The sequence below is a fragment of the Halomonas rhizosphaerae genome (genome assembly GCF_030010555.1).
GTDB lineage: Bacteria > Pseudomonadota > Gammaproteobacteria > Pseudomonadales > Halomonadaceae > Halomonas > Halomonas rhizosphaerae.
Genome location: NZ_JASCQP010000031.1, coordinates 1 through 20521 on the forward strand (window position 1 = coordinate 1; position 20521 = coordinate 20521).

At 67.2% G+C, this 20521-nt stretch carries 19 protein-coding genes and 1 pseudogene; 10 read left to right on the forward strand and 10 right to left on the reverse strand.

Annotation, left to right across the window (positions count from 1 at the left end; translation table 11 throughout):
* Nucleotides 1–44 precede the first annotated feature (44 nt).
* A complete protein-coding gene (locus QLQ83_RS14755) occupies nucleotides 45–1130 on the reverse strand; it encodes a methyltransferase domain-containing protein (RefSeq protein ID WP_282736280.1) in 1086 nt (361 codons plus the stop codon).
* A 108-nt stretch (nucleotides 1131–1238) separates the two neighbouring features.
* Here QLQ83_RS14755 and QLQ83_RS14760 point away from each other — a divergent pair, with 108 nt between their 5' ends.
* Nucleotides 1239–2261: a GlxA family transcriptional regulator gene (locus tag QLQ83_RS14760; RefSeq protein WP_282736281.1), complete on the forward strand. Its 1023-nt coding sequence runs from the start codon at nucleotides 1239–1241 to the stop codon at nucleotides 2259–2261.
* A 15-nt stretch (nucleotides 2262–2276) separates the two neighbouring features.
* Here the strand turns inward: QLQ83_RS14760 and QLQ83_RS14765 are convergent, their stop codons facing one another.
* A complete protein-coding gene (locus QLQ83_RS14765) occupies nucleotides 2277–2693 on the reverse strand; it encodes a RidA family protein (protein ID WP_282736282.1) in 417 nt (138 codons plus the stop codon).
* 225 nt (nucleotides 2694–2918) lie between these two features.
* Here QLQ83_RS14765 and QLQ83_RS14770 point away from each other — a divergent pair, with 225 nt between their 5' ends.
* From QLQ83_RS14770 to QLQ83_RS14795, 6 genes are all read left to right on the forward strand, one after another.
* Entirely contained in the window at nucleotides 2919–4148 is a 1230-nt protein-coding gene (locus QLQ83_RS14770; protein ID WP_282736283.1) for an RNA polymerase sigma factor, read from the forward strand.
* 79 nt (nucleotides 4149–4227) lie between these two features.
* The gene (locus tag QLQ83_RS14775) at nucleotides 4228–4473 is read left to right on the forward strand and encodes a hypothetical protein (RefSeq protein WP_282736284.1); all 246 of its coding nucleotides are present in this window, start codon (nucleotides 4228–4230) and stop codon (nucleotides 4471–4473) included.
* On the forward strand, nucleotides 4470–4844 hold the full coding sequence (locus QLQ83_RS14780) for a YciI family protein (RefSeq protein WP_282736285.1): 375 nt from the start codon (nucleotides 4470–4472) through the stop codon (nucleotides 4842–4844). Before QLQ83_RS14775 ends, QLQ83_RS14780 begins: the two co-directional genes overlap by 4 nt.
* Nucleotides 4841–5194 (forward strand): DUF1428 domain-containing protein, encoded by a 354-nt coding sequence (locus QLQ83_RS14785; RefSeq protein ID WP_282736286.1) that lies wholly within the window; start codon nucleotides 4841–4843, stop codon nucleotides 5192–5194. The genes QLQ83_RS14780 and QLQ83_RS14785 overlap by 4 nt, the downstream gene beginning before the upstream one ends.
* 141 nt (nucleotides 5195–5335) lie before the next feature.
* On the forward strand, nucleotides 5336–5782 hold the full coding sequence (locus tag QLQ83_RS14790) for a PaaI family thioesterase (protein WP_282736287.1): 447 nt from the start codon (nucleotides 5336–5338) through the stop codon (nucleotides 5780–5782).
* 14 nt (nucleotides 5783–5796) lie between these two features.
* Nucleotides 5797–7440, forward strand: coding sequence for an MBL fold metallo-hydrolase (locus tag QLQ83_RS14795; RefSeq protein WP_282736288.1), 1644 nt, complete (start codon nucleotides 5797–5799; stop codon nucleotides 7438–7440).
* 42 nt (nucleotides 7441–7482) lie between these two features.
* On the opposite strand, the gene QLQ83_RS14800 is transcribed toward QLQ83_RS14795, so the two are convergent.
* The gene (locus QLQ83_RS14800) at nucleotides 7483–8388 is read right to left on the reverse strand and encodes a cation diffusion facilitator family transporter (RefSeq protein WP_282736289.1); all 906 of its coding nucleotides are present in this window, start codon (nucleotides 8386–8388) and stop codon (nucleotides 7483–7485) included.
* A 101-nt stretch (nucleotides 8389–8489) separates the two neighbouring features.
* Entirely contained in the window at nucleotides 8490–9860 is a 1371-nt protein-coding gene (locus tag QLQ83_RS14805; RefSeq protein ID WP_282736290.1) for a tetratricopeptide repeat protein, read from the reverse strand.
* A gap of 277 nt (nucleotides 9861–10137) precedes the next feature.
* On the opposite strand from QLQ83_RS14805, the pseudogene QLQ83_RS14810 reads away from it, so the two are divergent.
* Together QLQ83_RS14810 and QLQ83_RS14815 are read left to right on the forward strand one after the other, a co-directional pair.
* Nucleotides 10138–10406, forward strand: a pseudogene (locus QLQ83_RS14810) (transposase); the annotation flags it as partial.
* 136 nt (nucleotides 10407–10542) lie between these two features.
* On the forward strand, nucleotides 10543–11523 hold the full coding sequence (locus QLQ83_RS14815; protein ID WP_282736291.1) for an AraC family transcriptional regulator: 981 nt from the start codon (nucleotides 10543–10545) through the stop codon (nucleotides 11521–11523).
* Between the two features lie 439 nt (nucleotides 11524–11962).
* Here the strand turns inward: QLQ83_RS14815 and QLQ83_RS14820 are convergent, their stop codons facing one another.
* From QLQ83_RS14820 to QLQ83_RS14840, 4 genes are all read right to left on the reverse strand, one after another.
* Complete coding sequence (locus QLQ83_RS14820) at nucleotides 11963–13114, reverse strand: YncE family protein (RefSeq protein WP_282736323.1); 1152 nt, start codon at nucleotides 13112–13114, stop codon at nucleotides 11963–11965.
* A 586-nt stretch (nucleotides 13115–13700) separates the two neighbouring features.
* The gene (locus QLQ83_RS14830) at nucleotides 13701–14411 is read right to left on the reverse strand and encodes an SIMPL domain-containing protein (RefSeq protein WP_282736292.1); all 711 of its coding nucleotides are present in this window, start codon (nucleotides 14409–14411) and stop codon (nucleotides 13701–13703) included.
* A 122-nt stretch (nucleotides 14412–14533) separates the two neighbouring features.
* Nucleotides 14534–16123 (reverse strand): BCCT family transporter, encoded by a 1590-nt coding sequence (locus QLQ83_RS14835; RefSeq protein WP_282736293.1) that lies wholly within the window; start codon nucleotides 16121–16123, stop codon nucleotides 14534–14536.
* 609 nt (nucleotides 16124–16732) lie between these two features.
* Nucleotides 16733–16891 (reverse strand): DUF3309 family protein, encoded by a 159-nt coding sequence (locus QLQ83_RS14840; RefSeq protein ID WP_282736294.1) that lies wholly within the window; start codon nucleotides 16889–16891, stop codon nucleotides 16733–16735.
* Between the two features lie 635 nt (nucleotides 16892–17526).
* Between QLQ83_RS14840 and QLQ83_RS14845 the strand changes: the two genes are divergently transcribed.
* Nucleotides 17527–18225 carry a TVP38/TMEM64 family protein gene (locus tag QLQ83_RS14845; protein ID WP_282736295.1) on the forward strand — a complete coding sequence of 233 codons (699 nt, stop codon included), beginning with the start codon at nucleotides 17527–17529 and terminating at the stop codon, nucleotides 18223–18225.
* Between the two features lie 371 nt (nucleotides 18226–18596).
* Here the strand turns inward: QLQ83_RS14845 and QLQ83_RS14850 are convergent, their stop codons facing one another.
* On the reverse strand, nucleotides 18597–19904 hold the full coding sequence (locus tag QLQ83_RS14850; RefSeq protein WP_282736296.1) for a peptidoglycan-binding protein: 1308 nt from the start codon (nucleotides 19902–19904) through the stop codon (nucleotides 18597–18599).
* 105 nt (nucleotides 19905–20009) lie between these two features.
* Nucleotides 20010–20510, reverse strand: coding sequence for a CIA30 family protein (locus tag QLQ83_RS14855; RefSeq protein ID WP_282736297.1), 501 nt, complete (start codon nucleotides 20508–20510; stop codon nucleotides 20010–20012).
* Nucleotides 20511–20521: the final 11 nt, after the last annotated feature.

The window sequence follows — 20521 nt, forward strand, 5'->3', positions numbered from 1 at the left end:
GCCTGCCGGACGGCCCTCTTGCTGTCACCTGTCTTGACGCCTCGTCATGGCCGGCAGACGAAGTAGTCGTTCTGGATGTCGTGCTCCAGCTGATGGACCCGGATGTCGCGGAAGCCTGCCTCCTCCAGGTAGGCCAGCGCCCGTTCGCGTCCCCACATGGTGCCGAGCCCCTCGCCGCCCTGGGACAGCGAGACCGTCATGCAGTGGCTCACCGAAACGGCGTAGAGCATCGTCCCCAGCGGGTGGTCGCGGTCCAGGTGGTGGTGGCTCGAGGCGTGGATGTCCTGCACCAGGTAGACGCCGTCCGGCGCCAGGCTGCGGTGGATACCCGCGAGCAGGCGGCGCGGTTGGGCCTGGTCGTGGATGCCGTCGAAGGTGGTCACCAGGTCGAAGGCGCCGGGCTCGGCGGTGACATCGAAGTCGCTCAGGTCACGCACCTCGAAGGCCAGGTTGTCGAGCCCGGCCGCTCGCGCCTGTTCCCGTGCCCAGGCGATGGCCTGCTCGGAGAGGTCGTAGCCGACGAAGCGGCTGGCCGGGTAGCGCTCGGCCATGGCCAGCAGGGCACGGCCGCGGCCGCAGGCGCAGTCCAGCACCCGGATGCCGGCCTCGAGCCGCTCGGCCAGGCCCGGTGCCAGCGGCAGGATGGCGTCGAACAGTGCCGGCAGCACGGTCTGGCCGCTGTCGCTGGCCATCACCTCCTGGAAGCGCGGATAGCAGGAGTAGGGCACGCCACCGCCCTCGCGGAAGCAGCGGACCACGTCATCCTCCACGCTGCCCAGCAGCGAGATAAACTGAGCATAGACGGCGAGGTTGGCCGGGCCCCGGTCGGTGAGCAGATCGGCATGGACGTCGGGGAGGCGATAGGTGCCGGCGGCCGGCTCGGTATCGATCACACCGCCGGCGACCATGCCGCCGAGCCATTCGCGCACGTAGCGCTCGTCGAGGCCGGCGCGCTCGGCCAGCTGCCGGCTGGTGAGGGGCGGCTGGCCGGCCAGGGTCTCGAAGAGCCCGGTGCGGTGGCCGATGGCGGTGAGCAGCATCAGCCCGCTCTCGTTGAGGGCATTGACCAGCCGGTCCTCGAAGGCGCCGCTGTCGGCCTCGGTGGCGGGAAGGGTATGGACGTTGCACATGATGGTTCTCCTGTTGTTCTGGGATTGTGGAGGGCGTGCAGGAGAACCCTACGGCCGGATCGGCATCGGAACGAAAGGGGATTGCGCCGCAAAGGGGTGTTTTCTGCCATGAACACGGTAACCGCCACGCAAGTCGCCATCCTGGCGGCGCCCGAGACCACCGCCAGCACCCTGTATGGCATGTTCGACCTGTTCGGGTCGGCCGGCCGCGACTGGGAGCTGCTGATGCACGGTCGTACCGGGACGCCGCTGCTGCAACCGCTGATCGTCTCCCGTGACGGACGCGGCTTTCGCACCCGCAACGGGGCCTGGATCGAGCCGGATGCATCGCTGGCCGACTGCAAGGCGCCGACGGCCGTCTGCATTCCCGATCTGCTGGTGGTGCCCGGCGCCGCACTGGAGGGGCACTACGACCCGGAACTGGCCTGGCTGCTGGACTGCCATGGACGCGGGGCACTGCTGGCCGCGGCCTGCACCGGCTCGCTGCTGCTCGCCGAGACGGGGCTGCTCGCCGGGCAGGATGCCACCACCCACTGGGCCTACTGCGATGCCCTGGCCCGCCAGCATCCGGAGGTATGCGTGCATGCCCATCGCGCCCTGGTGGTCAGCGGCGAGGGCGGGCGCCTGATCATGGCCGGCGGTGGCACCACCTGGATCGACCTGGCGCTGTTCCTGGTGGCGCGACTGGTGGGGGTGGACGAGGCGATGCACCTGGCGCGGATCTTCCTGATCGACTGGCACCACGAGGGCCAGCAGCCCTACGCGGCCCTGACCGCCGCCCGACAGGTGGAGGATGCCCTGATCAGCGAGGCCCAGGTATGGGTCGCGCTGCACTATGATACCCACTCGCCGGTGGCCGGCATGGTCCGCCGCAGCGGACTGACCGAGCGCTCCTTCAAGCGCCGCTTCAAGGCCGCTACCGGCATGACGCCCATGGACTACGTGCATACCCTGCGCCTCGAGGAGGCCAAGCAGATCCTGGAGAGCGGCGACGAGCCCATCGAGGCGGTGGCCGAGCAGGTGGGCTATGCCGACCCGAGCTTCTTCCGGCGGCTGTTCGGCCGGCGCGTGGGGCTCACCCCGCGGGCGTATCGCCGGCGCTTCCGCGGCCTGCGCCTGACCCTGCAGTGACTCACGTGCCGCTCTTCAGGCGCCCGAGGCCGGGGGCTCATTGCGCCCGGCGGGGCGGCGCGCCATCACGGTGACCTCCACGTGGGCGCCGCCGTAGAGGCGGGGCGACTGGGTGCAGGTGCGTGCCGGGTAGCGATGGGCGTCGAAGAACTCGGCGTAGGCGGCGTCCATGTCGCGGATCAGGTCGAGGTCGGTGATGTGCACGTCGACCCGCACCACGTCTGCCATGTCGCAGCCGGCCGAGGCCAGCATGCGCTGGAGGCTGCGCATCACCAGGCGGGTCTCCTCGGCCATGTCGCCGAGCACCGTCTCGCCGCCCTGGATATCCTCGGCGGTCAGCCCCGAGAGGAAGACATAGTCGTCGTCGATCACCATATGGCTGCCGGGGAAGAGCGGCAGGGGCAGGGTGGCATCGTTGTGGTATTGCGGCATGGTGGAGCCCTCGGGGCAGGTGGATCGGCATCTCGTGAAGCGTCGTCCAGGCGTACACGGTTTTCCATCCCTGAACGGTTTTCATGCCAGTTCCCATCCCGGTGCACAATGCGCCGCGGCCACCCGTGGTGAAGCCCGCGTTGAACTCGTGCCGCTCGGAAGTCGGCGTTTTCCCGCCCCGCGGCTAAGCTTTCCTTGAAGATTCCGGCCGAGCCAGCCAGCGTCATGAACCACGATGCCGCCATCGAACGACTCTATCGGCAGCACTCGCGCCGGGTGCTGGCGACCCTGATTCGCCTGCTCGGCGACTTCGAGCTGGCGGAGGAGGGGCTCCAGGAGGCCTTCATGGCCGCCGTGCAGCAGTGGCCGTCGCAGGGCGTACCCGAGCATCCCGCCGCCTGGCTGATCCGCACCGGCCAGCAGCGCGGCATCGACCAGATTCGCCGCCGCCAGACCTCCCGCCGGCATGCCCACCTCGTGGCGCCCGATGAACCGGCGGCGAGCCTCGACGAGCGCAGCATCCAGCACGACCCGCTGAGGCTGCTCTTCACCTGCTGTCATCCCGGCCTGGCCCTGGATGAGCGGGTGGCCCTGACCCTGCGCGAGATGTGCGGGCTGACCACCGAGCAGGTGGCCAGGGCGCTGCTGCAAAGGCCTGCCACCCTGGCCCAGCGCATCGTGCGGGCCAAGCGCCGGATCCGCGACGCCGGCATTCCCTACGAGGTGCCGGATGCCAGGGCCCTGCCGGGGCGCCTGCCCGCTGTCCTGCGGGTAATCTACCTGGTGTTCAACGAGGGGTACTCGCAGAGTGCCGGCGATGCCCTGGTCGACGTCAGCCTCTCGGCCGAGGCCATGGAACTGGCGGGGGCGCTGGTGCGACTGCTGCCCGAGGGGGAGGTGTACGGCCTGCTGGCGCTGATGTGGCTCCATGACGCCCGGCGCGACGCCCGCCAGGGCCCGGACGGGGAACTGGTCCCCCTGGAGGAGCAGGACCGTGGCCGCTGGGACCGGCTACGTATCCGCGATGGCATGGCGCATCTCGGCCAGGCGCTGGCGCTGACGCCCACTGGCCCCTACACGCTGCAGGCCTCGATCGCCGCCGAGCATGTCCGCGCATCCAGCGCCGAGGCGACCGACGGGCGACGGATCGTGATGCTCTACGAGGCGCTGTATCGCCAGCAGCCCTCGCCGGTGATCGCCCTCAACCGGGCGGCGGCGGTGGCCATGCGCGACGGTCCGGAGGCAGGCCTGCGCCTGCTGGAGGCGCTGGAAGCCCACAAGGCGATCGTCAACTACCACCTCTTCCATGCCGCCCGGGCCGACCTGCATCGCCGTGCCGGCCACTCTCGGGAGGCCCGGCTCGCCTATGAGCAGGCCCTGGCGCTGACTTCCCAGCAGCCGGAACGCCGCTTCCTGCAACGCCGGCTGGCCGAACTGACCACCTCGTCGCGATAAAAAAAAATCGCGCGGTGATGTCGATCCGCACGGCCGTCGCACGACTCAGGGAGGCAACCAGCCAACGGAGGTGGAACTCATGCGCTACATGCTGATGCGCAAGGCCGACCCGGTCACCGAGGCCGGCGAGCTGCCCGCCCAGGGCGTGCTCGAGGCCATGGCCGACGACAACAACCGGCTGCTCGAGGCCGGGGTCATCATGCCCTTCGGCGCCACCTTCTGGGCGCAGGGGTTCGGCATGCTCACCGACCGCTTCGGTGTCCCCTGGATGATCGGCTGCCGGACCGGCCAATGTCCGATGAGCGACAAGGAGAGCCAACCATGAAATACGCCGCACTGGTCTACTACCAGGAGCGCCTCATCCAGGCCATGAACGAGCAGGAATGGCACGACCTCAACCAGGAGTGCCTGGCCGGGGTGGAGCGCTTGACCGACCAGGGACACTACCTCGCCGGCCAGGCCCTGCAGCCGGTGGAGTGCGCCGCCAGCGTGCGGGTGCGCGATGGCGAGGTGCTGATCTCCGATGGCCCCTTTGCCGAGACCAAGGAGCAGCTGGCCGGCTTCTACCTGCTGGACGCCCGCGACCTCAACGAGGCCCTGCAGCTCGCCAGCCGCATTCCCCCCGCCCGGTTCGGCACCATCGAGGTGCGCCCGGTGCGGGAACTGCCCCCAAGAGATACGGGAGACCCCTCATGACCTATGTCGATGGATTCGTTGCCGCGGTCCCCACCGCCAACCGCGAGAGATATATCCGGCACGCCCGCGACGCCGCCGTGGTGTTCAAGGAGCACGGCGCCCTTTCGTTGGTGGAGTGCTGGGGAGATGACGTGCCGGAGGGGAAGGTCACCTCCTTCCCCATGGCGGTGAAGTGCCAGCCGGACGAAACTGTGATCTTCTCCTGGATCACCTGGCCCTCCCGTGAGGTGCGCGACCGAGGGATGGCCAAGGTCATGGAGGACCCGCGCCTGCAGCCCGAGGCGAACCCCATGCCCTTCGATGGCAAGCGGCTGATCTACGGTGGTTTCGAGGTGGTGGTGGACGAATAGAGCAGGATGCATGGCGGAGTGGGGGACAGGCCGGCCGTTCGGACGAGAGCGGCGGGGCTGCCCCCTGCCATCGGCCAATGGGACGGGCGCCTCGGGCATGGTATTGCTGGTGGCCAAGCCAATCACCACTAGGACCCCGTGATGCCCCAGGCCCCCGACTTCCCGCCGGCCAACCCCGACTACCGCACCGAGGTGGAGCGTATCCTCCAGGCGGCGCCCTTCATCCGCGCGCTCGGCGTCGAGGCCGATGAGATCGCCCCGGGCCGGTGCGTGACGCGTCTGGCGGTACGCGAGGACCACCAGCAGCAGGATGGCTTCGTGCATGCCGGCGTGCTGGCCACCCTCGCCGACCACACCGCCGGCGCCGCGGGTGCCTCCCTGATCCCGGCCGGCGCGATCGTGCTCACCGCCGAGTTCAAGATCAACCTGCTGCGCTCGGCCCGCGGGCGTGAACTGCGCTGCGTGGGGCGGGTGCTCAAGCCCGGGCGCACTCTGATCGTCGCCGAGTCCGAGGTCTACACCGGCGAGGAGGGCGCCACCCTGGTGGCCAAGGCCATGGTGACCCTGGCGGTGGTCACGCCGCGCTGATGGTGGGGGAGCGCATGACCGAGGTTCGTCCCGCCGCGACCCTCGCCCTGGTGCGCGACGGCGACCGGGGGCTGGAGGTCCTGCTGCTGCAGCGCACCTGGCAGGCGGCCTTCCTGCCCGGCCACTTCGTCTTTCCCGGCGGGGCCGTGGACCCCCAGGACCCGGACGTGCGCGCCTTCACCTCCGGTCGCGGTGACGCCGCCATCGGCCAGACCCTGAGCCTCGACGAGGGCGGGGCCGACTACATGATCGCGGCCCTCCGCGAGTGCCTCGAGGAGGCGGGCCTGCTGCTGGCCGTGGACGGCCAGGGGCGCCTGCCGGCGGGTGACCATCCGGTGCTGAGCGAGGGGCGCGAGGCGCTGCGACGCGAGCAGACGAGCTTCCGCGCGCTGTGCGAGCGCCATGGCCTCGGCCTGCCGCTCGACCGGCTGGCCTACCTGGGCCACTGGGTCACGCCCCGGGGCGCACCGCGGCGATTCGATACGCGCTTCTTCGTGGCCCTGGCGCCGCCGGGCCAGCGGGCGGCACACGATGGCAGCGAGACCATCGACCACGCCTGGCTCACCCCCGCCGAGGCCCTGGCAGCGCATCGCCAGGGCCGCATGGCGCTGGGCTACCCCACCCTGCGCACCCTTCGCCTGCTCGCCGACTTCGCTACCGCCGAGGGGCTGCTGCGCCACGCCCATGCCAACCCGCCGACGCCACGCCCAAGCCGCCCCTGGCCGGCCCGCAAGGGCGGGGTCGCCTGGCAGGTGGAGCCGGATGCCCCGGCCTATGCGGAGGTGCGCCGCCTGGACCCCCAGCGGCGGGGCACGGCCCGCGCCGAGATCGAACCCGGCCGGGCGGTGGAACTGGCGCCGGGGGTGATCCGGGTGACCGCCCCCAATCCCGGCGCGATGACCGGCCCCGGCACCAACAGCTACCTGCTGGGCAACGGCGATGACCATCTGGTGATCGACCCCGGCCCCGCGGAACAAGCCCACCTGGAGCGGCTGCTGGCGCTGTGCGGGGGCAGGATCTCCCGGGTGCTGGTGACCCACACCCATGTCGACCACTCGCCGGGGGCGGCCTGGCTCAAGGCGCGCACCGGCGCCCGGCTGGTGGGCCTGCCGTCGCCGGCGGGACCCAGCCAGGACGCCGGCTTCGCGCCCGACCAACGGCCGGCCCACGGCGAGCGCCTCGAGACGCCCGTCGGCCCGCTCAAGGTGCTGCATACGCCGGGGCACGCCTCCAACCACCTCTGCTACCTGCTGGAGCCCGCGCGGCTGCTGTTCGCCGGCGACCAGGTGATGCAGGGCTCCACGGTGGTGATCAACCCGCCGGACGGCGACATGGCCGCCTACCTGGCCGCCCTGCAGGCCCTGGGCGAGGAGCCCTTCGATACCATCGCCCCGGGCCACGGCTTCCTGATCGGCCAGGCCCACGCCGCCATCGACTTCCTGGTCACCCATCGCCTGGCCCGGGAGCACAAGGTGCGCCGGGCCCTGGTGCGCCACGCTCCGGTGAGCCTCGAGGCGCTGACGCGCCACGCCTACGACGACGTGCCGGCGGAGAAGTTGGGGGTGGCGGCGCGCTCGGCGCTGGCCCACCTGCTCAAGCTGGAGGCCGAGGGGCGCGCCGAACAGCAGGCGGGGCAGTGGGTTTCCCGGGAGGGCTGAAGGCATTCGTGGCCGGCTGGCCTTCAGGGCGAGTCACCTGGCCTAGGCCCAGCGCTCGTCGGCGGTAAAGGCCACGGTGAACCAGCGCCGCTGCGGCGGCGGGCTCAGTCCGGCGCTGATCTCTTCGCGGATCTCGTCGAGCACGGCGATGCCCTGGCCCTGACCGTACTCGGGCGTGGTGACGATATGGATCTCGATGTAGTGGCCGCGGCCGGCCTTGGCCACGTGGCTGTAGTAGCGCAGCAGCCCCTCGCGCGCCATCACCGGGGCCATGGCCGCATGCACCTCGCGGTCGATCTCGCTCGGCGCGATCAGCAGCACCTCCTTCATGGCGCGCCGCACGATGCCGATGGGCACCGGCATGAAGCTGGCCGTCAGCACCATCAGCAGCACCGAGTCCACGTAGGGGGTGTAGTGCGCCCAGGCGGTGCCCTGCAGGAAGCGGGCGATGACGAAGGCCACCAGCAGCGAGGTGGTGATCAGCGCTGCCATCAGCCAGCCCTGCATGTCGATGCGCACGAACTCGGAGTCCGCCGTGCGATTGATGCGCCGCTGGTAGGCGGTCATGGCGAAGCAGACGCTGGCCACCACCACGGCGTAGCCGATCGCCAGGTCGAAGGCGAGCTCGCGGCCGCCCTCGCGCAGGTCGAGCAGGGCGGTGAGGAAGGCATAGAAGCAGAGCAGCATCAGGATGCTGCCGTTGAGCGCCGCGACCAGCGGCTCCAGGTGCCAGTAGCCATGCTGGAAGCGCTCGCTGGCATCGCGCACGGCGAGCCGCGCCACCAGCAGCGCCAGCCCCGACATGGCGGCGTCGATGGTGGAAAAGACGCCGTCGAAGAGGATCGACTGCGAGCCGGCCAGCAGGCCGAAAGTGACCCCCAGGCTGGAGACCCCCAGGGTCACGAGGATGGAGAGCTTCAGCGCGCGCTGCTCGAGGGTGGCTTGCATGGACAGGGCTCGGTGTATCAGGGATTCCCCATACTAGCCGAGCCCGTTCATCGAGAGAAACTTCACCGTACGTGCCTCTCATGGCGAGATGCCTGACGACCTCAGTGCATGAGCGCGGCGGCGCGGGCGCGGACCATCATTCGCCCGGCCTCGGTCGGCAGGTCGAGCCGGTCGTAGATCAGCGCGAGTTTGCCGTAGGTGGGCTTGGCTTCCGGACTTGCTTCGCGGCGCTGTTCGAGGATGCGCTGCGCGGCCCCCAGACGGTTGGTCCGGATCAGCGCGTCAAGCCAGATCTGCTCGAACAGGTCACGCTGCGCGTGGCTTCCGCCGATCTCGACCAGACGCGGCAGGACCGGTCCGAGCCTGCGCACCGTGGTTTCGACATCGCCGCGAGCATGGGCAAGAAGCGCCTCGCACAGGGGCACCGCGACCTCCGTCCAGACCGGCTGGATGAAAGCAGGCGCCGTTGTGGCATGCGCGCGGACGCTGGTCATCATCGCGTCCGCCTCGGGAAGGCCGGCGCGGGCGAGACCGTAGAGATACTGTGCGCTCAGGAACGGCTGTACGTGATCGTCGACGCGTGCCTTCAAGTACTGCCCGAGATCGGACCAGCGATCGCCGACGTCCATGCCGACGAGTTCGAGTCGCGCCAGAAGTGATACCGCGCCGACCTGATCCTGCGAGTATTCCTTCCAGATGCCCCAGATATTGCGGTCGTAGAAGCCAAGGATCGCCTCGCTGTCGCCCTGGTCGATCATCACCAGCGCCATGTGCCACCAGTTATGGCTGAACATGAACGAGTTCAGATCGGTCCAGGTCTCCTTGACGTCTTCCAGGAAGCCGCGCGCCTCGCTGGTGCGGCCCTGTGCCAGGAAGACGTGGGACAGCGCGTGGTGGGCCCACGGCTCCTTGCGCTTGAGCTTGATCGCGCGGCGGGCGGCTGCTTCGGCGTCTTCCAGCAGGTGCGCCTGCTCGTAGGCGAAGGCGGCCATGCCATGGGCATAGGGGAGGTCGTCGTTCATCGCGCCGATCTTCTCCGAGATCCGCAGCATCCCCGCCGCGTCGCCGAGATTGAAGTAGTGGTACTGCGTGGTCTTCGCCGTCGCGATCTCGCGCGGGTGGCTGGCGGCCAACTCCTCGCCGACAGCGATTGCTCGAGGTATGTCTCCTTCGGCCCAGGCCCGGGCCGCGTCCAGCACCAGTCGCTCGCGCACGGTCGCGTGTTTCGCCGCGGCCTCGGCCCGGGCGATATAGCCTGCGGCCATCCCTGGCGCTTCACGGCTTTCCAGAAACATGCTGAACATGGCGGCGTAGGCGTTGGCCAGCGTACTCTCTCCGTCGGCGTCGGCCGCGGCGACGATAACTGCTGCCCTGTTCTCGTAGCCGAGCAACCCCTCGACGAAGGTGTCGATGGCCTCGACAGTGGCGTTTCCGCTCGCCGTCACCGGCAAGCCTCTCCAGTCGGTCAACATGGTCTTCTCCATAGGTGAGCGCCACCTCGGCGCGTGTCGGGTTCGCCTCGACGCGCGAGTCAGCGCCGATGGCATCCTTATCCTATGGCGCTATCCGCTCCCGCCCCACGGCCGCCCGTCCTGGTGTCATGGCTGATCGTCCGGATGCGCAGTGTCCCGTCGCAGGACCTGAGGATCGGGACCCATAAATCCGCTTGAGGCTGGGCGGGCTGCTTGATTCGAGCTCCCGAACAGAGGGGGCGAGAGGCGCGGGAGTTTTTGATTGACCGACGAGCGGATGGAGCGATTGCGGCCGGACTTTTCCAAGCCCAGAGGCAAGCCGCGGATCGATGACCGGCATGTGCCGAGAGGGATAATCTATATTGAGAAGAAGGGTTAGGGCGGAAGTAAGCGCCTTCCGTCTATGCTCCACCCAGGCCGCTCTACAACCGGTTCGTCCGTTGGTCGCGCATGGGCGTGCTCGCGCGTATCTGCGTTACGCCGACGCAACCGGAGGCCAACGGCAACACGATCATGATCGACAGCACGCATCTCAGCTCGCTACGACAGGTGTGGCCAACTGCTTCTCTTCGCCATCTGCATCGCAGCAACCGTCATGTTCTGGTTGTGAGCCCTGACCCTAGTAATCACATCAGAAGCCGGTTTCCTTTAGTCTCACAGACGAATATTCGAAGGAATTGGAATGGCTGCGGACATCCTGTCGGACGTGTTGAAGGAGGTGCACCTGTCAGGTGCGCTCTTCTTCGACGTAGAGGGATGTGCGCCTTGGGTCGCCGAGGCGCCGCCCTCCCGCGAGTTGAAGGCACTGATCATGCCGCGCGCGCAGCACGTCATCAACTATCACGTGGTCGCGAACGGTGTGTGCTGGGCAAGATTGCTCGACGGCGATGCCGAACCGGTCTGCTTGACAGCGGGAAGCGTGATCGTATTTCCGCAGGGGCTGCCGCACGTGCTCTCGAGCGAGCCGGGCCTCAGGGCGACGTTCGACCCGGCCATCTTCGACGAGCCCCCGCCCGAGGACATCAAGCCGCTCATGCTGACACGGAATGGCGATGGTCCCGAGACGGTCCGCCTGATCTGTGGCTTTCTCGGCTGTGACGTGCTGCCGTTCAATCCCTTGTTGAACTCGCTGCCGAGCATGCTGGTCATCACGGACGGGTATTCCGAAAGGGACGGATGGCTCGCCAGCCTGATCCGGGCCGCCGCGGCCGAGGGGCGGGACAGTCGGGACGGCGGCCGCAACGTGCTGTCACGCTTGAGCGAGCTGATCTTCATCGAGGCTGTACGCATTCATGCCGAACGCCTGCCGCAGGACGCCCGCGGCTGGCTCGCGGCGCTGCGCATCCCGCATGTCGCCCGTGCCATCGCGCTGCTCCATGACAACCCGGCGCGGGCCTGGACGCTGTCGTCGCTGGCGCGGGCCAGCGGCGTGTCGCGCTCCGTGCTTGCGTCGACATTCAAGGAGACGCTCGGCGTCCCGCCGATGAGCTATCTCACCAGCTGGCGCATGCAGATCGCGGCCGGCCTGCTGGCCGACACCGACACGCCCGTCTACAGCATCTCCGAAGCCGTAGGCTACGAATCCGAAGCTTCCTTCAGCCGTGCCTTCCGCCGCGCCACGGGCCTTTCCCCCGGCATCTGGCGCTCGGAACGGAATCGTTAGGCGGTCGGCGGTGATCAGTACTGATTAAGGATGCGGCTTCGGGCTGCTGGACTCAGACGGAGAACCGCATAACCAGAACCCTGTTGCCGTGCTCGTGCAGACATTGGCTCAGATCGTCCTTGACCCCGGCCAGGTGCAAGGGAGCATCGAGGAAGGGACTCCGGCCAGTCACCGGTATGCCGTCCCTTGGGACGGTCCAGGGAAAGCGCGCAGGCACGCCCGCGCGGATCGGATCGAGGCGGCGCACGTTGATCCGGTGGCCGTGCAAATCGCCAGATTCACCAACAAGATCGCCGACGTGTAGCGAGCACCTTCCCCAGCTTCGACGACCCAGAGCCGCGTCGTCGCTTCGTCGGCGCGACCACTGCCTCATCTCTTATTGGATATCGCACGTTCAGGCGAGCGGTGACGGCGTATATTTCCGCCGTCACCGTCTGTCTCAGTGGCTGTGGAAGTCCTCGGCCTCGGGGGTCAGTGCGATGGTGTTGATCGTAAGCCCCGCGTCCTTGAACGTGTCGATGCTGTCGATCTTCTCGCCGGTCTCGAGGTCGATGACCGAGATCGAGCCATCGTTCATGCCTTCGATGTTGAGCAGGCTGTTCTGCACATAGGCCCGGCTGCCGTCGTGCGAGAACACCAGGTGGTGTGCGCCGCCCGCGGCCTCTGTTGCCCAAAGATGCTCGGGCGCCCGAGGATTCGTGATGTCGAAGGCGTTGAGATGCCCGGGCATTGCCGACGTCACATAGGCCCGGTCACCCTCGGCATTGAAGTAGACCTCGAGTGTCATGCCTTGGCCCAACTCGTCGAATCGGAACTCCTCGCGGAAGGCAAATTCTTCGGTCTCCGTCTGCCACTCGGCGAGCCACAGGCTGCCCTCCATGTTGGTGATGTAGGCCAGCGGCGGCTCGACGCCTGGCACGAAAAATGCTTCGACCGGCCCTGCGCCCGAAGGCGACGGCGCGTTCGACGTCTTGTGAGTCGACAGAATTTCGCCGTTGCTGTGTTGCAGGACGACGATTTCCTCGCCCCATTCATTCGGGTCGGAGGGGTTGGCAGTACTGGTCACCAGTTGCCGGTCGATCGCGTCGTTCGTCGCGATCCCGTGCGGCCAAGGCGCGGGCATCGCGACAGTATCCAGTACCTCGTCCGTTTCGGCATCCCCGACGATGACCACCGACGAGCCCATGCAGGTGAGGTACCATTTGCTCTGCGCCTCGGAGAACGAGACGTCCTCGCCCACCTCGCAATCCGCGACCTCCACCGAGTTCCACCGGTAGGGAAACTTGCTGACGTCGAAGACCCGCAACTCGTGCGTCGCGAGCGAGGTGACGTAGGCCTTGTCCCGCGCCGGGTTGTAGAAGATGTGGTGCGAGTGGAATTCTGGCGGTAACGGGATCTGGGCGAGGATCTGGCCGTAGTCGGGCTCGTTTGTGTCGAGTTCGACGAAGGCGATGCCTTCCTGTCGGTCGCTTTGATCGGCACCTTTCGTTTCGTAAAGGACGAGGGCGGTCTGCTCGGCCGCCGCGCCGCCCGCCGCGAGGGTGAGGACGCTGGTCATGGCGGCAAGAAGAGTGGTCTTGTAGCGTTGCATGAAGTTTCTCCTGCATCGGTAAGGTGGTGGGATCAGTGCCGCACGATGCGCGTGGCGCCGCTCGGGAAGCGCTCTCATCGAAGGCCGACGTCCTTGGCGTACGTCACGTAGTCTCTGTAGGCGTCCATCGTTCTTCTCCGTGATCAGCCGCCAGCGCGTCGAGCCATCGTCGATCCCGTTTCCGAGGGCTCGCCGCAAGCATACGAGCCGGCCGCGAGTCCCGGAATTGCCGTGCGTCCGGGGGAAATTGCCGTGCGTCCGGAACAGCAGGAGTCGAGGGTCAGCGTGAGCAGGCTTGGCGTGGCGCGCACCAGCAGGGCGAGTATGGTGCCGGCATGGAGGGCTGCATCCTAGGTGGCCGACCAGCCACTGCTGGCCACAGAATACGTAGAGCGGCAGGAAGTAATATCCGTCGTATAAGCCGGAGAAATGCCGAGCGTGCTGCTCGCCATGCACTGGGTCGTCGGTGGCGACGAAGTCGAGGGTCAAGCGTTTTTCGGCGGCCGGCGAAAGGCACGGATGAAGTGCTCGACGCTCTCCTCCTGGATCGCCGCCGTCCATTGGCGATTGGCCTGCTGCCGGCGTCTCAGCGCAGGTAGTACTCCACGGTGGTCACCACCCGCACGCTCTTGACCGGCTGCTGCGCCTCGGTGATGCCCATGGCCTGGTCCCGCGCGCGGATCTCGAATACCCCCTGGTTGGCGCGGCGCAGGTCGCCCACGTCCGCGTTGGCGTCACGGGCGAACTGCTCGGCGGCCTCCCGGGCCGCCGCGGTGGCTTCGACGATCATCTCGGGCTTGATGTCGTTGAGCCCGCTGAAGAGATAGAGGGGGCCGCCGGGGCCGTAGTCGGAGGAGAGCACCACCCCGGCGTCGAGCAGTTCGCCCACCGCCTGGGCGGTGTCGCGGATGCGCGCGATCTCCTCGCTGCGCACCGTCAGCGTCTGGTTGATGATGAATTTCTGCTCGCGTTCACCGCCCTGGTAGGGGTTGGCGGCGGTGTCGTTGACGTTGAGGCGCTGCAGCTCCACCTGCGCAGTGTCGATGCCGTGGTCCTCCAGGAAGGCGAGCACCGCCTCGCGGCTGGCACTGGCCGCGTCGTGGGCCTGTTGCAGCGTCTCGCCGGTGGCCACGAAATGGAGCGGCCAGAGGGCGAGATCCGCCTGCACTTCCCGCTCGGCCAGGCCCTTGACCGTGACGTAGCGGTCGCCGGTGCGCAGGTCGGTCAGCCCCTCGGCGATCAGCGACGCCGCCACGATGGCGGCGATGCCGAGAATCAGGGCGGGGAGGACTTTCATGACGGCTCCTTCTGCAGAGTGGCCGGCCATCGGCCAGGAGGCGCGGGAGGCACCGCACCCGATGCCTCCATGATACGCCAAGGATGCCGCGTCTGGCCGTCAGGCCGTCATTCCCGGCAGGCTCACTCGGCCCCGGCGCTGGCCACCGAATGGGGCGCGATGCTGCCCTGCTCCCGCGCCATGGCATAGGCGGCCCGGGGGCCCGCCCACAGCGAGGGCAGCAGGACCAGCGAGACGGGAATCGCGGTGATCACGATGAACTGCTGCAGTGCGCCGATCTGCCCCGCGCCCATGTAGAGCAGGATGCCGGCCATCAGCGCCATGGCGATGCCCCAGAAGGCGCGTACCAGCGGGCTCGGCGCGTCGTGGCCGGCGCATACCACAGCGATGGCGTAGCTCATGGAGTCGCCGGTGGTGGCCACGAAGATGCTGGTCAGCAGCAGGATGGCCAGGGCCATCAGGCTGCCGCCCGGCAGCGCCTGGGCCACCGTGAGGGTCGCCACGTCGAACTGGAAGTTGTTCAGCGCCTCGGCGAGGTCGATCGCGCCGGTCAGCTGGTAGTGGATGCCGGAGCCGCCCAGCAGGGTGAACCAGATCGCGGTGGCCACCGGGGCCATCACCGCCACGGCGAGGATCATCTCGCGGATGGTGCGCCCGCGGGAGATGCGCGCCACGAAGATCGCCATCAGCGGTGCGTAGCCGATGAACCAGGCGAAGAAGAACACCGTCCACCATTGCATCCACCAGGCCGGTGCGGTCTCGGCGCTCATGGTGGCCATGGTGAAGAACGACGACAGGTACTCGCCGAAGCCCTGGCTGAAGGCGTTGATCAGGAACAGGGTGGGGCCGGCCACGAGGATCACCGCGGCGATGCCCAGCGCCAGTAAGACGTTGAAGCGCGACAGGATCTGGATGCCCTTGTGGATGCCGGTCATCGCCGAGGTGACGTACACCCCCGCCAGCAGCAGCAGGATGCCGAGCTGGGTGGCGTAACCCTCGCTGACGCCGAGCAGCTCGTGCAGGCCGAAGCTCACCTGGGTGGCGAGAAAGCCGATTGGGCCGACGGTGCCCGCGACCACCGCGATCACGCAGCAGGCATCGACCAGGCTGCCCAGGGTGCCCTTCATGACCCGCTCGCCGAACACCGGGTAGAGCAGGGTGCGCGGCTGCAGCGGCTGGCCGTTCACGTAGTGGGCGTGGGCCAGCACGATGGCGGAGAGCGAGCCCAGCACCGCCCAGGCGAGAAAGCCCCAGTGCATGAACGACTGGGCCAAGGCGCCGGCTACCGCCTCGGCGGTGCCCGCCTCGGTATCGAAGGCCGGCGGGGTCACCACGAAGTGATAGACCGGCTCGCCTGCGGCGAAGAAGACGCCGCCTCCGGCCAGCAGGGTGCACATGATCATCGAGAGCCACGTGAAGGTGCTGATCTGCGGGCTCTCCAGGTTGCCGACCCGGGCCCCGGCCGCCGGCGAGATGGCCACGCCGATGGCGATCAGGAAGGTCAGCAGCAGCAGGAGCTGGAAGTAGGTGCCCAGGGTTGCCGCTGTCCAGGCGAAGCCGGCGTTGATGCTGTCGGCCACCAGGTCGATGTCGTAAAGCGACAGGCCGACGAAGGCGACGATGAAGCCGACCGTGAGCAGCAGCACGATGGGATCGCCCAGGCGCGACAGGGCCGAGGTCCCGTGTGGGGCGGGAGGGTTGTTCGGAGGCATGGAGATGCTCTAGTTGCGGAGGATGTGGGCGCCGATGGGACACGACGCCGACCAGAGCGATGGAAGTGTACCAACATGCGACCAAGGTCTAAAGCCGAGCGGCGCTCAGTCCAACCGGAGGTGGCCCTTGCCGAGCCTTGGGTCAACGTCGTAGGTGCATGCTTTCGAAGTGATCTAATGTTACATGGCCTGGATCGTCAAGGCTGCGAAAGACGGCGAGTCGATGGGCAGCAGAAATGGAACAGTGCGCACAGGAAATCAAGGGAATACCGCAGGAAGGTGTCAGCACGCCATCACGCTAGGTCGGTCAGTGGCGTTCGAAATGTCACTCTCCACATCTCAATCGACCATCTCAGCAAAATCTCTTTGCCGGGTTGCAGGCGCTCGATTTATCATTAAACAGGGTCTATCCCCATCCCTTCCTTTCCTGCTGATCTGCTTCATGAGGCTGCTGCTGTACGGGGTGCCTGCGACTCGAAGTCAGCGATAAGACGCCGTGGCACACCACGGCTTACGTTCGACTGCGAGACGCTGAATAGGAAACATCGCCATGAAAAGGGATGCCTCCGTTTAACCAGGAGCTGCCCCATTCGCCACCGGTTTTCGAGGCTATATCTTGCCCATCAACAACAGGATGAGCAGGATGATCAGCACCAGCCCGAGACCCCCGCTTGGGCCATATCCCCATCCCCTGCTGTGGGGCCAGGCAGGTATCACGCCGATCAGAAGCAGAATCACGATGATGAGTAAAATTGTTCCTGTTGACATGTCATGTCTCCCAGCAGTGAGTGGCGGGGCATTGTTCAAGCAACTACTCAAAGCGCCACAGTACGGCTTTCCTCGGGCGCCAGCCCCTTCTTCCCGTCAGGTAGCTACTGCTCCCATGCTTAGGTAGCCATTGCCAACCGGGACCGTGACCAGTGCCTTGTTCGGCACTTATCGCCATGTCCTTCATTGACACTAGACCATAGGAAGAGAACCGTCTTTACGATTGCGCCGTAAACGATTCATGATACCCATCTTCTGGAGATGATTGTCTCTGGTCATGAAGGCATCCTCTGATACATCCCGCATTAGCATCATAAGGTGTGAAGCAGCTAAGGATTCATTACAGCAGAGTGTAAGAAACTCATCCTTCAGGAAAGAACGCCGCGGATCAACAGGCCTATCCCGAAACCCTCTGGCCAGGTGTTGTCTGGAAAGTCGGCACGTAGGCAGCGCTAGATGATGTGTCTATCTCGATAGCGGAACTCGTCAAAGCCCTGGGGCACCAGGGCGCGATTTTTGCTTCATCTTGCCCTGGCAACGAACAATCGGGGGCGTACACGATTTCTGGCCTCCTGTTGTCTCGCGGGTGTTGCGAGCCGTGACCCGGCGCACTGGGCGTGTCACGATGGCGCCTGATGGATGACCGAGACGCCTTGATGTTCAACGACAGTCCGCCAAGCCGACCCTGGCGCTGGGTGGCGATCGGCGCCACGCTGCTGATGGCTGGCTATCTGTGGATCTGGCACTCGCCTGAACTGGCCGACGTCCAGCAATGGGCCGACGCGGCCTCCCACCACCCCGGGGTAATCATCTCGGTGATCCTGATCATGGCGGTGACCCTGACGCTCGGCCTGCCCGGCAGCATCGGACTGTGGCTGATCGCGCCCTTCTATCCGCCGCTGGGGGCCACCCTGATGCTGACCGTCGGCAGCGTGGCGGGCGCCCTGGGGGCCTTCTACCTCTCTTCCCGCTTCAGCGACCGCTGGACGCCCAGGGGGCTCACTCGCAAGGTCATGGTCAACCTGGAGAAGCGCAGTGATTTCCTGACCCAGTGCGCCCTGCGGGTGCTGCCGGGTTTCCCCCACTCCGTGGTCAACTTCGCCGCCGGCCTGCTGCGCCTGCCGTTGGCGACCTTCGTGTTGGCGGCCATCATCGGCCTGAGCGTTAAGTGGGCGGTCTACTCCAGCGCGATTTTCGGCGCGCTGGAGGCGGTGGAGAAGGAGGAGGCTGTCAGGCCCGACGTGATCCTGCCGCTGGTCGCGCTGACCCTGCTGCTGCTGACCGGCGCCTGGCTCAGGCGCCGGGTAGAGGCCCACGGCCACCCGCTGGGCTAGAGAGAGCGCGCCTCGGTTGGGGCAGGGGGTGTGCAGGGATCACGAACGTCAGAACGTGGCGACGTACCCCAATTTCCAGGATGCGAAGAGTCGCCTATGACACTATCAGCTGGCGCTGCCTGGTATCTGGTTCTCATCATTGCCGTCGTTGCGCCGGGGTGTTCGTCGCACGGTGTCTATCCCGTCGAATGGGGCGGCTTCTCGCCGGTCGCGGGCGATGATAGCTGCCCCTCGCTCACGGGCGTCTATCAGAACGCGGGGGAGCTCGACCGAATGGCACCGCTTCCCGCCGGTGGAATCGGGTGGCATTCGGTCGTTTCGCCAGTGAGCAGGTGAGGGCGACCTCGCCTGGAGCGGGTCGATACAGGCGCCTACTCCTCCAGCCTGATCCGACGCAGGGTGTAGTCGCCCCCCTGGTTTGCCAGCATGAAGCCCTGGAAGGGGTCGCGCAGGCCATTGTCCTGCACACGCAGCAGTCGCTGGTCATCCACGCGAACCTGCATCTGTCCGTTATCGTCGCGGGTCCAGACGATGCGGTGGAAGCGGCCGTCCTCGAGGTCGAGACTGGCTTCGTGGCGGGCGATCACCTCTGCGCTTCCGGACATCAGCCTGACCAGGCTGAGCCCGGGGCGCGAGCCGGGCGTGTAGACCAGGCGATAGCCGGTGCCGTTGGGCCGGTTGCCCTGGAAGACCCCGAGTTCCAGGCTGCCAGGCCGCTGCCGGGAGGTGATGTCCAGTTCCATCCTGAAGGCGTTGTCGACCGGCCCATTGACGAAGATGCGCGCCGGTTCCACGGGGACAGGCACCTCGTCCTGCCGGGCATTGCCCGTCTGCTCGAGGATCAGCGCGAGCATCGCCAGGCCGATCTCCTCCGGCCGATCGGAGCTGAGACTCCGTGATTCTCGATCGGTCGTGCGCCGTGTCTCCACGATGCTGCGCAATCCATTCTCATCGACCTCGAAGTCGCCGCTGAGCACCGTCCAGGGAGGATCGCGACGGTAATCGCCGTCGCTGAAGTCGTCCTGCAGGGCGACCCGAGACTCGGCGGCGGGTGGCGGCTCGGAGGGGGCCGCCACGTCCTGTCTCTGCGTCTCGCGCAGGCGCTTCAGCAGGTCGGCCGAAGCGCGGCCGTCCTGGGCCATGTCCCTGTCGGCCTGATACTCGCGTATCGCACTGCGGGTGCGGCGTCCCATGGCGCCATCCACCGGACCGGCGTCATAGCCGAGCCGATTGAGTTCGCGCTGTATCTCGGCTACGCCTTGCCGATCCGACAGGGTCTCGATGTCGGGCCGCGCTCGCTGCCCCGCCTGCGAGGAAGCGGCCTCTTCCGGTTGCCAGCCGCGTGTCGCCTGCTGCGCCTCGGCGACCTGTCCGGCCGTCATGCGTTCGGCCAGCGAATCGCGTGCCTCGGCGGCATGGCGGTGGCCGCGGGCCGCGGCCAGGTTGTACCACTTGTGGGCCTGGACGAAATCCTGGGCTGTTCCGTTGCCGGCCTCGTGCAGGCGGCCCAGCATGTACTGGGCATCGGCATCGCCGCTTCTGGCCGCGTCGCCGAACGCCTGCAGTGCCTGGCGGTACTCCTGCCGCTCGTAGTAGCGCATGCCGTCGGTGTAATCGGCGCTGGCCAGTCCCACGGAGCCGAAGAGGATAAGACTGAGTACGAGTCCCTTGATGATCATGGTTGTGCCTCCAGTGAACGGGCTTTTCATCCCTAACATCAGGATAGGCAAGATGCGTGATGACGCAGGCCGAATGGTGCTGACCGGTCGAGTCAGGTGAAAGGCTTAGCTGTTCAACCTCCCCAACCACACTACCTCCAGCCGGAAGGGGCCCGGACGCCGGTCGGCGATGAGAAACCCCACCTGCCGGATCGCCGCGGGGTCGAGCGGCGGGGCATCCTCCAGCCGCCGGCCGCGGAATACCGCCTCGAAGTCGTGCCAGGGCAGGGTGACATGCTGCCACTCGCCGGCCTCGGGCTCGAAGATCGCCCGGTAAGCCGCGCCCTGTGGCAGCTGCTCGGTATAGAGGCGAAGCTGGTGGCGGCGGCCGTCACCGCGGACGAATAGCGTCACCCCCGCGGCGTCGCTCAGGTCGAACGGCTCGGGCTCGCGGCGCACCGAGGCGAAACCGCCGTTGTTTTCAAGCGAGGTCTCGCCGCTGAACACCCCGATGCCATCTTCCACCTGCAGGCTGCCGCGGGAGATGCCGCCCATCACGTCGTCGTTGATGGCTCGCCAGCGCGGCGCCTCATCCGCGTGCTGAAAGTCGATCAGGCGTGCTGTCATTGGGGGCCTCC